Source organism: Kribbella sp. NPDC049227 (assembly GCF_043197265.1).
GTDB lineage: Bacteria > Actinomycetota > Actinomycetes > Propionibacteriales > Kribbellaceae > Kribbella.
Window position 1 is genome coordinate 167,784 of record NZ_JBICST010000005.1, and the last position, 12,197, is coordinate 179,980.

General features: G+C 68.9%; 15 protein-coding genes. 12 read left to right on the plus strand and 3 right to left on the minus strand.

Features of this window, described 5'->3' with window-relative positions:
- The first annotated feature begins 138 nt into the window (after positions 1–138).
- Positions 139–1,290 carry a hypothetical protein gene (locus ACGFH6_RS22960; protein ID WP_393387169.1) on the plus strand — a complete coding sequence of 384 codons (1,152 nt, stop codon included), beginning with the start codon at positions 139–141 and terminating at the stop codon, positions 1,288–1,290.
- Here ACGFH6_RS22960 and ACGFH6_RS22965 read toward each other — a convergent pair.
- A complete protein-coding gene (locus ACGFH6_RS22965) occupies positions 1,287–2,168 on the minus strand; it encodes a LysR family transcriptional regulator (protein ID WP_393387172.1) in 882 nt (293 codons plus the stop codon). The two genes, ACGFH6_RS22960 and ACGFH6_RS22965, sit on opposite strands and share 4 nt — an antisense overlap.
- 77 nt (positions 2,169–2,245) lie before the next feature.
- Here ACGFH6_RS22965 and ACGFH6_RS22970 point away from each other — a divergent pair, with 77 nt between their 5' ends.
- Entirely contained in the window at positions 2,246–2,944 is a 699-nt protein-coding gene (locus ACGFH6_RS22970; protein WP_393387175.1) for a hypothetical protein, read from the plus strand.
- Here ACGFH6_RS22970 and ACGFH6_RS22975 read toward each other — a convergent pair.
- Positions 2,941–3,942, minus strand: a complete 1,002-nt coding sequence (locus tag ACGFH6_RS22975; RefSeq protein WP_393387178.1) for a Gfo/Idh/MocA family protein — start codon at positions 3,940–3,942, stop codon at positions 2,941–2,943. The genes ACGFH6_RS22970 and ACGFH6_RS22975 overlap by 4 nt on opposite strands.
- A gap of 323 nt (positions 3,943–4,265) precedes the next feature.
- Here ACGFH6_RS22975 and ACGFH6_RS22980 point away from each other — a divergent pair, with 323 nt between their 5' ends.
- The 9 genes from ACGFH6_RS22980 (at position 4,266) to ACGFH6_RS23020 (ending at position 10,682) form a co-directional block, all read left to right on the plus strand.
- On the plus strand, positions 4,266–5,009 hold the full coding sequence (locus ACGFH6_RS22980) for a GntR family transcriptional regulator (protein WP_393387180.1): 744 nt from the start codon (positions 4,266–4,268) through the stop codon (positions 5,007–5,009).
- Positions 5,010–5,281: 272 nt separating this feature from the next.
- Positions 5,282–6,556: a CpaF family protein gene (locus tag ACGFH6_RS22985; protein ID WP_393387183.1), complete on the plus strand. Its 1,275-nt coding sequence runs from the start codon at positions 5,282–5,284 to the stop codon at positions 6,554–6,556.
- Entirely contained in the window at positions 6,556–7,416 is an 861-nt protein-coding gene (locus tag ACGFH6_RS22990) for a type II secretion system F family protein (protein ID WP_393387185.1), read from the plus strand. The genes ACGFH6_RS22985 and ACGFH6_RS22990 overlap by 1 nt, the downstream gene beginning before the upstream one ends.
- Entirely contained in the window at positions 7,413–8,351 is a 939-nt protein-coding gene (locus ACGFH6_RS22995; protein WP_393387187.1) for a type II secretion system F family protein, read from the plus strand. The genes ACGFH6_RS22990 and ACGFH6_RS22995 overlap by 4 nt, the downstream gene beginning before the upstream one ends.
- Positions 8,352–8,365: 14 nt before the next feature.
- Positions 8,366–8,560 carry a hypothetical protein gene (locus ACGFH6_RS23000; RefSeq protein WP_131519427.1) on the plus strand — a complete coding sequence of 65 codons (195 nt, stop codon included), beginning with the start codon at positions 8,366–8,368 and terminating at the stop codon, positions 8,558–8,560.
- Positions 8,560–8,967, plus strand: a complete 408-nt coding sequence (locus tag ACGFH6_RS23005) for a TadE family protein (protein ID WP_393387191.1) — start codon at positions 8,560–8,562, stop codon at positions 8,965–8,967. Before ACGFH6_RS23000 ends, ACGFH6_RS23005 begins: the two co-directional genes overlap by 1 nt.
- Complete coding sequence (locus ACGFH6_RS23010; RefSeq protein ID WP_393387194.1) at positions 8,964–9,413, plus strand: hypothetical protein; 450 nt, start codon at positions 8,964–8,966, stop codon at positions 9,411–9,413. The genes ACGFH6_RS23005 and ACGFH6_RS23010 overlap by 4 nt, the downstream gene beginning before the upstream one ends.
- Positions 9,414–9,448: 35 nt before the next feature.
- The gene (locus ACGFH6_RS23015) at positions 9,449–9,847 is read left to right on the plus strand and encodes a pilus assembly protein TadG-related protein (protein ID WP_393387196.1); all 399 of its coding nucleotides are present in this window, start codon (positions 9,449–9,451) and stop codon (positions 9,845–9,847) included.
- A 40-nt stretch (positions 9,848–9,887) separates the two neighbouring features.
- On the plus strand, positions 9,888–10,682 hold the full coding sequence (locus tag ACGFH6_RS23020) for an SDR family NAD(P)-dependent oxidoreductase (RefSeq protein ID WP_393387200.1): 795 nt from the start codon (positions 9,888–9,890) through the stop codon (positions 10,680–10,682).
- A gap of 4 nt (positions 10,683–10,686) precedes the next feature.
- Here the strand turns inward: ACGFH6_RS23020 and ACGFH6_RS23025 are convergent, their stop codons facing one another.
- On the minus strand, positions 10,687–11,487 hold the full coding sequence (locus ACGFH6_RS23025) for an SDR family oxidoreductase (protein WP_393387203.1): 801 nt from the start codon (positions 11,485–11,487) through the stop codon (positions 10,687–10,689).
- A gap of 70 nt (positions 11,488–11,557) precedes the next feature.
- On the opposite strand from ACGFH6_RS23025, the gene ACGFH6_RS23030 reads away from it, so the two are divergent.
- Entirely contained in the window at positions 11,558–12,187 is a 630-nt protein-coding gene (locus ACGFH6_RS23030; RefSeq protein WP_393387206.1) for a TetR/AcrR family transcriptional regulator, read from the plus strand.
- Positions 12,188–12,197 lie beyond the last annotated feature (10 nt).

The following is a 12,197-nucleotide window of genomic DNA, read 5'->3' on the forward strand; positions in this document are numbered from 1 at the left end:
GGTAGCGTCTTGGGGGCGTTGTGGGGACGCGTCGAGACTCGCCGGAAGGCTGGAAGCCACCTCACCTTTCAATGGATTGAGCGCAGTTGGTGACGCTCTCTTGTAGCCCGTGCGAGTCCGGGGACGAGAGGACGCGTTGTGAGACTGCTACCTGACAAGCCGAGCATGGAGTTCCTGCGGAAGCAGGCCAAAGACCTCCTGGTCGCGTTGCGTGAAACCACCCCCGGATCGTCGCTCGCCGATGCGCAGCGGACGCTCGCGGGCGAGTACGGGCTGCACGACTGGCCCACGCTGAAAGCCGAAGTCGACCGGCGGAACGCGGACGCCCCCGTTGCACCCGACGGTCTGGCCGACGAGCTCGCCGCCGCCTTCGGGCTCGGTCGTACGACCGAACCCGCCACGCCCGTTTCGTTCACGCCGATGGGCCGGTCCTGGGCGTTGACCACCGACCGCGGTCGCTGGCTGGCCGTCACGGTGTATCCGTTCATCACCCCCGAACAAGCCGAGATCGGTGCCCGGCTCCGTGATGCCGCGGTCAAGGCCGGCGTGGCCGCACCAGTCGCCGTACGGAGTCCGCAGGGACGACTGATCGAGAGTGTCCGCGACGAGGGTTGGCGCGTGCACGAGTGGATCGAGGTCGGCCCGTCGCCGGTGACGCCGGTCTCGACAGCAGTGGCCCGGCAGGTCGGTACGACGTTCGCGACCTTGCACGCACTGGCGATTCCCAGCGAGGCGCCGATCAGCCCGTACCTCACCTGGCGGCAGTCCGACGCCGCGTGGCGCCAGCTCCTCGACCAGGCTCGGGCCGCCGGCAAACCGTGGGCGGACCAGCTCGAGGCTCGTCTCCCCGGGGTGCTCGACCTCTACACGATCGATGCCGACGTCACCGGTCCAGACTTCATCCTGTGCAACAGCAACCTCCAGCCCTCGACAGTCCGGCAGGGCCGCAACGACGAGCTCGTCGTGACCGAATGGGACTTCACCGGTTCGCTGACGCCTGAGTTCGAGATCGCGTCCTCGCTGACCCAGTGGGCGATGCGGCCATCGGTCAACCGGCGATCGATCGCGGCGTTCCGCGAGGGGTATCTCGACCGTGGTGAGTGGCCCAAGCTCGAACTGAATTCGTTCAGCATCGCCGTGACCGGCTGGCTCAACTGGGCCTACAACACGATCTGCGAAGCCATCGACCCCGAGGACCAGGACCGCGCGGAGTTCGCCGAGCGTGAGGCCGTTGGTGTCCTCAACCGGCCGATGACGCGGACCGTCCTGGAGGAGATTCTCGACGCCTAACGGCTGGACAGTACGGCGGTCAGCGCGGCAGCGGACGGTTCCGAGGTATGGCCGTGAAGCAGCTCGGTGCGGTGGAGTAGACGGGGCGTGCTCAGTCGAACCGTGGCCACCTCGGAACCCGTTGCTGACAAGGGAAGTACGGCCAGGCCGTGGCCGGCCGCGATCAGGGCCAGCAGGCTGGCGACATCCGTGCCGGAGTAGGTGAGCGCCGGACGGATGCCGTCGGTCTCGGTGGCGGCGCGGAGATCGGCGAGCGGTGCCGCGACATCGGGCGCATCGATCCAGCGGGCGTCGACGAGGTCGTGGAGGCTGATCCGGCGGCGGCCGGCCAACGGGTGATCCTTGGCGAGGGCAACTACCAGGTCCTCGTGCGACACCGCGGTGGTGCGCAGCGATCCGACGCCGAACAGACGGAGCGGATCGCTGGGCGCCGCCACTCCGTCGATCAGTCCCAGGTGGTACTCGCCCGCAGCCACTCCCTGCGCCACCGCTTCGCGGCCGCACACGGTCAGGACGACCGCGGTCCCCGCGCGAGCTCGTCGTACCTCGGTCAGGGCGTTCGCCAGCCGGCCGCCGGCTGCGGCGAGCGGGGAGGCCGCGATGGAGAGGGCGCCGGGCGGATCGCCGATGGCTCGGTGGACATCAGCACGGGCGGCGTCGAGGCGGAGGAGGATGGCGCCGGCGTGCTCGAGCAGGCGTTCGCCCGGGACTGTCGGGACCACGGGCCGTCGGCGCAGGAGCGGCGTACCGAGGTCGTGTTCTAGCGCGGCGATGTGCTGGGACACCGCGGACTGGGTGTAGCCGAGGCGTTCCGCGGCGGCGGAGAAGGAGCCGCACTCGGCGACCGCCACGAACGTGCGCAGCAGGTGTGGATCCACGCGGATCAGTATCGCTTATGCCCAGTGCAGAGATCATCGTTGGCGCTGATGCTGGTGAGACGCCCAGGATGGTGACCATGAACGCCTACGCCGGACGCATCGCCCTCGTCGCCGACCGCTCGCCGCACGTCCGCTCGCATGCGCGGGTGCCGGGTCTGCTGGACCGGTTGAAGGAACGCGACAACCTGGACCTCGACGTGTATTGGGTGCCGACGGAGGAGGCTGACGAGTCGCTCAAGGGGTTCGACGGCATCTGGCTGCTGCCTGGTAGCCCGTACAAGGACGAGACCGGCGCGGTCACGGCGGTCCAGATCGCCCGGGAGAACAGGATCCCGTTCCTCGGCACCTGTGGCGGGTTCCAGCACGCGATGCTGGAGTTCGCCCGCAACGTCTGCGGTCTGTCGGGCGTGCAGCACGGCGAGAGCAACCCGGCGGCAGACGATCTGCTCATCGTCGCGCTGGAGTGCTCACTCGACGGTCACGAGGGTCCGATCCAGGTGACGCCGGGCACTCGCGCGGCCGACCTACTGGGCGTCGAGCGATCGATGGAGCGGTACCACTGCTCCTACGGCCTCGACTCCACCCGCCTCGACGTACTGCGGGACCACGGCATGGTCTTCAGCGGGTACGACGACACCGGCGATCCGCGCATCGCGGAGTTGCCCGATCACCCGTTCTACCTGGCCACGCTGTTCCAGCCGGAGCTGGCGGGCGACGGCACTCGACCGCATGCACTGATCGAGGCCTTCGCCCGCGCAGCCGCCGGGAAGAACTAGAGCGTGGTCGTCGGACGAGGTTCGAGGCCGGCCGTCCGGTAGCACTCGTCGATCAGCGTCATCGTCGCGACCGCGTCGTCCGCGTCGATCGGGAGCGGCGCACCGTTGCGGATGCGAGCGGTGAACGCCTCCAGCTGATAGGCGTACGACGACTTGCGGCCGAGCTGCTCGACCCAGTGGTCCTCCTTGGTGGTGACGATCACCCGGTCGTCCAGATGCGGCAGCACGAAGCTGGGTGCGAACGCCTCACCGCGGCTACCGACGATCTTGCAGCTGAAGTCGAGCGTCTCCGCCGCCATGCTCGTCCGCACCGAGCCGGTCGCGCCGTTCGGGAACTCGAGGTCGGCGTTCAGCCACTCGTCCACACCGGGCAGCCGCTTCCGCTCACCCGCTCGCGCACTGACTAGCCTGGGTGCTCCACCGGCCCAGGGTGCGACCATGCGCTGGGCGTGCAGGGCGTAGCAGCCGACGTCCATGACTGCGCCGCCGGCCAGCGGCAGCGACCAGCGCGGGTCGTCCTCCGGCGGCGGTGGCATCACCATGGTCGTCTCAACGTGCTGCAGGTCGCCCAGCTCACCCTTGGCGAGCAGCTCGTGCAGCCGCCGGGTCACCGGGTGGAACAGATAGTGGAAGCCCTCCATCAGCACCACACCGTGTTCCGCTGCAGCGTCGCGCACCGCCGCTGCCTCGGTCGCGTTGCTGGCCGACGGCTTCTCCGTGAGCACATGTTTGCCCGCGGCAATCGCCTTCAGGTTCCAGGGACCGTGCAACGAGTTCGCCAGCGGGTTGTAGATCGCTTCCACCTCGGGATCGGCGATCACGTCGTCGTACGACGCGTGCACCTTCTCGACCCCGTGCTCCGCCGCGAACGCCTCGGCCCGGTCCCTGTCCCGCGCGGCGACGGCCACCAGTCGCGCCCCGCTCGAGCGCGCCGGTTCGGCGATCGCCCTCCCCGCGATCCGGGCAGCACCAAGGATCCCGATACGCAGCGGTTCCATGCTTCTCCTCATCGTCAGCGGTACGGCGGGCGCGGCACGACCGTGCCGGCGAATTCGACACCGAAGATGTCATCCTCCCGCACGCCCCCACCACCAAACATCCCTGGCCCGCCATCCGGACCCGACCCCCAGCCCTCAGCGTAGGAGTCACTCGCTCCACCGCTGCGCCGCCTCGCCCCCGGAGCTCCGGCCCTTCACGTGCCGTCTGCCCGGCGTTCATCCGGGTCGCTGGTGCCGACGATGAGGTGATCCGGTATCGGAGGGATCTGATCAAATCTGGGTGTTGGGTCGACGGATGCGGGCGCAGGCCGCAGTATTTGCGCATGAGCACCGTGCAGGTCCGGGTTGATCGGAGCAGTCGTACGCCGTTACATGTGCAGTTGGCACAGCAGCTCGAGGCGGCGATCCAGGGTGGCGAGTTGCCGGTCGGTTCTCGGCTGAGCAACGAGGTGGACCTGGCGGAGGCCTATGGCTTGAGCCGGCCGACGGTGCGGCAGGCGATCGCGCGCCTGGTCGACCAGGGGCTGCTGGTGCGCAAGCGCGGCGTGGGCACGCAGGTGGTCGGCCACTCGGGCCAGGTACGACGTTCCCTTGAGCTCACCAGCCTGTACGACGACTTGGCCGCGGCACACCGGAAGCCGGAGACCGAAGTACTGCGGTTCGGGATCAGCCCGGCGAACGCGGACGTGGCGACCGCACTGCAGTGCGAGCAGGGCGACCGAGTGCTCAGGATCGAGCGACTGCGGCGAGCGGACGGCGAGCCGCTGGCCTTGATGCGGAACTGGCTCCCACCCGACATGCTCGAGACGGACCCGGTCACGCTGGCCGAGCGTGGACTCTACGAGCTGCTACGCGCCGAGGGCGTACGACTGAAGGTGGCGCACCAGACCATCTCCGCCGTACCCGCCACCACCGAGCAGGCCAGACTCCTGTCCGAGGAGCCCGGCTGCCCGCTGCTGGCGACCACCCGCATCACGTATGACGACCACGGCGCTCCGGTCGAGTACGGCTCCCACCTGTTCCGCGCCAGCCGCTACTCCTTCGAACACACCCTCGTCCACCGCTGATCCACCCCTCAGAGGACCAGCGGTGGACGGGCCTTGTGCCGGGCGCGGCTGTCCGGGTACCTCGCACCTCTGACGCTGCGAGCCGCCGACTACGTCACACCCCGCTCTGCAGTCGTCCGTGACGTGAGCATCTGGACACGCTCGGTGAACCCGCGGCGTGGGACGGTTATCCACAGGCAGCCAGGAGCGGGTGGCGCAGCATCGCTCTGGGTTGGAAGAATGTCGCGCACGGTGACTGTCCGGTCGCCGCTCGGACCGATCTGGGGGATCACGTGGCAGCCGACAGAATCGCCGCGCGGCGGGTGGGGCGCGATGCTGTCGAGTTGATCGATGCGCAGGTCCGGGACGTTGTCCGGCGGGAGGGGATCGACCCGCTGCGGGATCCGGGGGCGGTGAACGCGATCGTCGCGACCGTCGTGCGGGAGTACGACGAGCGCAGCCTGACCGGGGTGGTTCCGCCGATCGTCGATGTGGACGCGGTCAGCCGGGAGGTGCACGACCGGGTCGCCGGCTTCGGGCCGCTGCAGCGTTTCCTGGATGATCCGGCGGTCGAAGAGATCTGGATCAACGAGCCGAGCCGGGTGTTCATCGCGCGGGAAGGCCGGCATGAGCTGACCACGACGGTGCTGACCGAGGAAGAGGTCAGCGACCTGGTCGAGCGGATGCTGAAGACGACCGGCCGCCGGATCGACGTCTCGCAGCCGTTCACCGACGCGCGACTCCCCGACGGCAGCCGCGTGCACATCGTGCTCGGCGGCATCACTCATCGCTATGCGGCAATAAACATTCGCAAGTTCACGGTACGCGCGACCCGGCTGAGCGACCTGGTCGCGCTCGGATCGCTGACTCCGCACGCGGCCGCGGTCCTCGACGCCGCCGTCGCGGTCGGGCTGAACATCCTCGTCTCGGGCGGCACCCAGGCCGGCAAGACCACGATGCTCAACGCCTTGGCCGGCTCGATCCCAGGCAGCGAACGCGTGATCAGCTGCGAAGAGGTCTTCGAGATCAAGCTCCCGATTCCGGACTGGGTGTCCATGCAGACGCGGCAGGCGGGTCTCGAAGGTACAGGTGAGGTGCGGCTGCGCGATCTCGTGAAGGAGTCGCTGCGGATGCGCCCGTCCCGGCTGATCGTCGGCGAGGTCCGCGGCGAGGAGTGCCTGGATCTCCTGCTGGCATTGAACTCCGGCCTCCCCGGCATGTGCACGATCCACGCGAACTCGGCGCGCGAAGCCCTGACCAAGATGTGCACGTTGCCGTTGCTGGCCGGCGAGAACATCGGGAGCCGCTTCGTGCTCCCGACCGTGGCCGGCTGCGTGGATCTCGTCATCCATCTCGGGATCGGGGCGGACGGGCAGCGGCGGGTGCGGGAGATCGTGGCGGTCAGTGGGCGGATCGAGGAGCAGGCGATCGAGACCGAGACGGTGTTCGGCACGGTCGACGGACAGTTGCGGCGGGCCGAAGGGCATCTGCCGCATCCGGAGCGCTTCCAGCATGCGGGGTACTCCTTGTCCGGGTTGCTGACCGAGCTGCCGCGAGGTGTGGGCTGATGGGACTGCTGCTCGGACTGTTCTTCGGGATCGGCCTGCTGCTGATCATCTGGACGTTCGCGGTGCCGGCGGAGACGCGGCCGGCGAACGACGCGCGACTGATCGCTCGAAGCCGCGACCTTCTGGCCGGCGCGGGGATCGAAGGTGTGACGCCGGGCGCGTTCGTCGGCGCGTGCCTGATCACCGGCGTCGCTGGGTTCGTGCTGATGTTGGTGGTTTCGGGCGCGTGGCCGGTCGGTGTGGTGTTCGGCCTGATGGCCGGCGGTCTGCCGGTCGCGCTGGTGCGGAGCCGCGCGCGGAAGCGGCTCGCCGAGTTTCGCGAGCTGTGGCCTGATGTCGTCGACAACATCGCCTCCGCGGTCCGGGCGGGACTGTCGCTGTCCGAGGCGCTGGCCCAGGTCGGTGAGCGTGGCCCGCTGCCGTTGCGTGAACCGTTCCGCCGGTTCGGCGCCGACTACGCGTCGACGGGTCGCTTCGCGGAATCCCTGGACCGGTTGAAGGCGCGGCTCGCAGATCCCGTCGGCGACCGCGTGGTCGAGGCGTTGCGGATCGCGCGCGAGGTCGGTGGTGGGGATCTCGGCCGGTTGCTGCGTTCGCTGTCGACGTTCCTCCGCGACGACGCGCGGACCAGATCCGAGCTCGAGTCCCGGCAGTCGTGGTCGGTCAACGGTGCCAGGGTCGCCGTCGCTGCGCCGTGGCTCGTCCTCGCGTTGCTGTCGTTCCAGGGTGACGTGATCCAGCGCTACAACTCTCCGGTCGGCGCACTGATCATCGGTGTGGGTGCAGCGGTCTGCGTGATCGCGTACCGACTGATGCTGCGGATCGGCCGGCTGCCCGAGCCCGAGTGGGTGCTGCGATGAGCCCGATGGTGCTCGGTGGTCTGGTGGGTGTGCTCTTCGGACTCAGCCTGCTCCTGGTCGTCCGGCGTTTGCCGTTCCTCCGCAAGCCGTCGGTCGACGACCGGATCGCGCCGTACCTGCGTGATCTTGGCGGGCCGGAGGTGTTCCTCGGTGTGGTCGACTCCAGTTCGCCGTTCTACGCGATCGTGCGGTTGTTCGGGCCGTCGCTGCGAGCCGGTGCCGGTCGGCTGGAGCGTCTGCTTGGTGGTGCCGCGTCGATCCGCCGCCGGTTGTCGCGGGCCGGGATCGAGCGGTCTGTCGAGGAGTTCCGGATCGAGCAGGTGCTGTGGGGTACGGCGGCGTTCGGGGCAGGGCTCGTCGTCTCGATCGTCGCAGTGTCGTTCGGCGTCGGGAATCCGGTCGGGATGCTGGTGTTCTGCGGTCTGCTCGGCGTCCTCGGAGTACTTGCCCGAGACACCTATCTGAGCACGCAGGTACGACGCCGGGAGCGGCGGCTGCTCGCGGAGTTGCCGACCGTGGCCGAGCTGCTGGCGCTGTCGGTGGCGGCCGGTGAGGGTCCGGCAGCGGCTCTCGATCGGGTCGCCCGGTCCTGCCGCGGCGAGCTCGCCGACGAACTCCAGCGGGTCCTGGGTGAGACCCGCGCCGGTGAGACGCTCGTCCGCGCACTCGACGGTCTCGCCGACCGCACCGGTCTGCTCGCGTTGTCGCGGTTCGCCGATGGTCTCGCGGTCGCACTCGAACGCGGTACGCCGCTGGCCGACGTACTGCGCGCGCAGGCGGGGGACATCCGTGAGGCCGGGCGGCGCGAGCTGATCGAGTCCGGTGCTCGCCGCGAGGTCGCGATGATGATCCCGGTCGTGTTCCTCGTCCTGCCGGTCACCATCGCGTTCGCCTTCTACCCGGGCGCTGTCGGAATCCGGCTGATCGCCGGATGAACTGAGGAGAGGTCATGTCCCTACTGCTGACGAGACTGTTCGTGGCGCTGCTGGCGCCACGACCCGCACGGAAGGAGCGCGGCGACGTCCCCGGCTGGGTGCTGATCACCGTGATGACCGCCGGGCTGGTCGTCGTGATCTGGGGCCTGGCGGGCAAACAACTCGCCCAGATGCTGCAGGACGCACTGGACTCCGTCTCCAACAAGTGATGGTTCCCGCCCGCCCGTATCCGTCGCGGCCGCGTGATGAGCGCGGCTCGGCGGTGGTCGACTTCGTGCTGGTGTCGATGCTCGTGGTGCCTTTGTTCCTTGGCATCCTGCAGGTCGGGCTCTACCTGTATGTCCGCAACACCTTGACCGCCGCCGCGTCGGAGGGTGCGGCCTACGCGGCCGTGCTGAATCGGCAGCCGGCCGAGGGAGAGGGGCGGACGCGCGATCTGATCGACGGGGTGGTGAAGGACCAGTTGATCGATGCGGTCCGGTCCGAGGAGACCGACATCGACGGCCGGCCAGGAGTGCAGGTCGTCGTGCAGGCGCACATGCCACCGCTGGGCTTGTGGGGTCCTGGTGTCGCGTTCAGCGTCGAAGGTCATGCCGTCAAGGAGACCGGCGAATGAATCGATCGCGGGACGAGCGCGGTAGCGCGGTGGTCGAGTTCTCCTGGCTGGCGCTGTTGCTGATGGTCCCGTTGATCTACGTGATGCTGGCGGTGTTCGACGTCCAGCGGGCGTCGTACGGCGCGACGGCGGCGACCCGGGCGGCGGGGCGTGCGTTCGTGATCGTGCCGGCCGGGTTGTCGGAAGACGAGGCGCGAAGCCGGGCCTTCGAGGCGGCGCGGCTGGCGATGAAGGACCAAGGCGTCGAGCTCACCTCCGACCAGCTCACGATCAGCTGCGATCCTGCCTGTCTGGAGCCGGGGTCGACGGTCACCGTCACGCTGGCCACCGACGTACCGCTGCCGTTCATCCCGGACGCACTCGGCGGGGAGCCGCCGGCGATCCACCTCAGTGCCTCGCACACCGAGCCGTACGGCGACTATCGCGAGGCCAAGGGCAACGGATGAACGGATGCCGACGGCAACAGGGTGAGCAAGGTCAGATGACTGTCCTCATCATCGGCTTCACGGCGATCGTCCTGCTCATGATCGTCGTGGTGACCGACATCTCCAAGGTGTTCCTGGTACGCCGTGACCTCGATGCGACCGCGGACGGCGCCGTACTGGCCGCGGCGAACGGGCTGGCGGCGATCTACGCGCAACCCGCGGCGGACGGGAACGCCGAGTTCGACCCGGAGCAGGCCCGCCGGCTGACGGCCGAGTACCTGGACCAGGTTGCCGCGAGCAACCGGTTCGACGGGCTCGACTGGTCGGCCGACGTCGCCGGTACGACGGTGACGGTGCGGCTGACGTCCTCGGTGGAGCTGCCGTTCGAGCCGCCCGGCTGGCCGGGAGACGCGGACATCGCCTCCGAGGCGGCCGCGATCGTCCCGATCCGATGAATCCCGCGTTCCGCCACGGCAGAAAGGGCACCATGGGGTGATGAAGATCGAGCTGAACGGACGGCGGGCCCTGGTGTCGGGATCGAGCCAGGGGATCGGACTGGCCATCGCCACCGAGCTGGCCCGGGCGGGTGCGGCCGTGGTGGTGAACGGACGCGGTGAGGACAAGACCAGCGCGGCCGCGGATCAGGTCCGCAAGGAGGTGCCGGACGCCGACGTGACGGCGATCGCGGCCGATCTCGCCTCGGCGGAAGGCGCCGACGTACTGCGGGATCGGGTCGGCGAACTGGACATCCTGGTCAACAACCTGGGCATCTTCGGTGCCAAGCCGGTGCTGGAGATCGACGACGACGAGTGGCGCCGGTACTTCGAGGTGAACGTGCTGTCCGCGGTCCGGCTGATCCGGATGTATCTGCCGGGGATGATGGAGCGCGGCTTCGGCCGGGTGATGAACATCGCGAGTGACTCGGCCGTGGTGACGCCGCTCGAGATGGTGCACTACGGGATGACGAAGACGGCTCTCCTCGCGGTGACGCGTGGCTACGCGAAGGCCGCCGCGGGGACCGGCGTGACGGTGAACTCGGTGATGGCGGGCCCGACGCACACGCCGGGCGTCGAGGACTTCGTCCACGAGTTGGTCGGTGACGACCTGCCGTGGGACGAGGCGCAGCGTCAGTTCATGAAGGAGCACCGGCCGTACTCCCTGATCCAGCGCCTGATCGAGCCGCCGGAGATCGGCAATATGGTCGTGTACCTCAGCTCCGACCTTGCCTCCGCCACCACGGGCGGCGCGGTGCGCGTCGACGGCGGCTACATCGACTCGATCCTGCCGTAGACCGTCAGCTGAACAGGCCCGGGTTGTCGGTCAGCCAGGTGGTCCAGGTGCGCCCGGAGCGGGCGGTCAGGAGTTCGACGCCGGTCTCGATCGGTTGCGGAGTGCCGACGCGGGACGCCCAGTAGGCGAGCAAGGTCTCGCGCTGGCCGGCGTCCCGCATCCGCATCTCGGCCCGGGCCTGGTCGGGGGTGAGATCGACCGCTTCGATCTGGGCGCCGGTGACCTCGGTGATCTGGGCGATCTGACGGCGTCGTGTCATCGACGACGGTCCGGTCATCGCATACCCACGACCGTCGTGGCCGTGGCCCGGTCCGTCGAGGAGCACGCGCAGGGCCGCATCGGCGATGTCCTGCTCGTGGATCGGCGCCTCCTCGGCGTCGAGATACGGCAGCCGGATCTGCCCGGTCGCGCGGAACTGCTGCGACCAGAACTTCGCGTTGCTCATGAACGCACCGGGCCGCAGGTAGGTGGTCGCGTACGAACCGCCGCCGATCACGTGTTCGGTCTGCGCATGCGGGTCCTCAGGACCGCCCAGCGAGGAAAGCGATGACAGCAGGACCACCTGCTTGACGCCGGCCGCCTCGGCTGCCGCGACGAACGCCGGTGCCGACGACGGATCGGAGTACAGGAAGACCTGGCTGATGCCGCGCAAGGCGGGTGCCGGGTCGTCCGAGTAGCTGACGGCGGACGGCCCTACGGCGGAGGGCTCGCGGGAGGCGACGCGGACGTCGCGGCCGGCCGCGGTCAAGCCGGCGGTGATGGCGCGGGCGATCGTGCCGCGGCCGCCGGTGACAAGGATCGTCATTGGGTTTGCTCCAAAAATGTAGTGACTACAAGATTGGATGAAGTAAAGCAGGTGCCCTACGCTCTGTCCAATGGAGACCGGGCGGCGGGAGCGGAAGAAGCAGCAGACGCGACAGGCCATCTCGGATGTCGCGACCGCGCTGTTCCTCGAGCGCGGCTTCGACGCGGTGACGGTGGCCGAGGTCGCACGCGCGGCGGACGTCGCCGTACAGACGGTGTTCAATCACTTCCCGGCCAAGGAGGATCTGTTCTTCGACGAGCAGGGCTGGTGGACCGGGCCCGCGCGGTCGATCCGGGAGGCGCCCACCGGGGCGGATCCGGTGAACGTGCTGGAGGCGGCGTACCTCGCGGAGACCCGGGAGCGGTTCGAGGTCGGGCATCTGGCGACGTGGAGGCAGTTCGTCCGGACGATCGAGAGCAGCCCGGCCCTGCTGGCCCGTCGCCGGCTGAACGCTGCGGAGATGGAGACCTCGCTCACCGAGGCCCTCGACGAGCGGAATCCTGGGCACCTCAGAAACCGCTTGATCGCCGCGCAGTTCGCCGCCGCGCAGAAGGTCCTGGAAGAACAACTGATGCGGCTCCTGCCCGACGAAGCGTCCGAGGATCAGGTACAGCAGGCCCAAGCAGAGCTGGAAAGAGCAGTCGCCGAGGTCTTCGGAGTACTCCGGCATGGCCTCTCTTTACCGGCAACCACGGCATAGCGGGTACGCT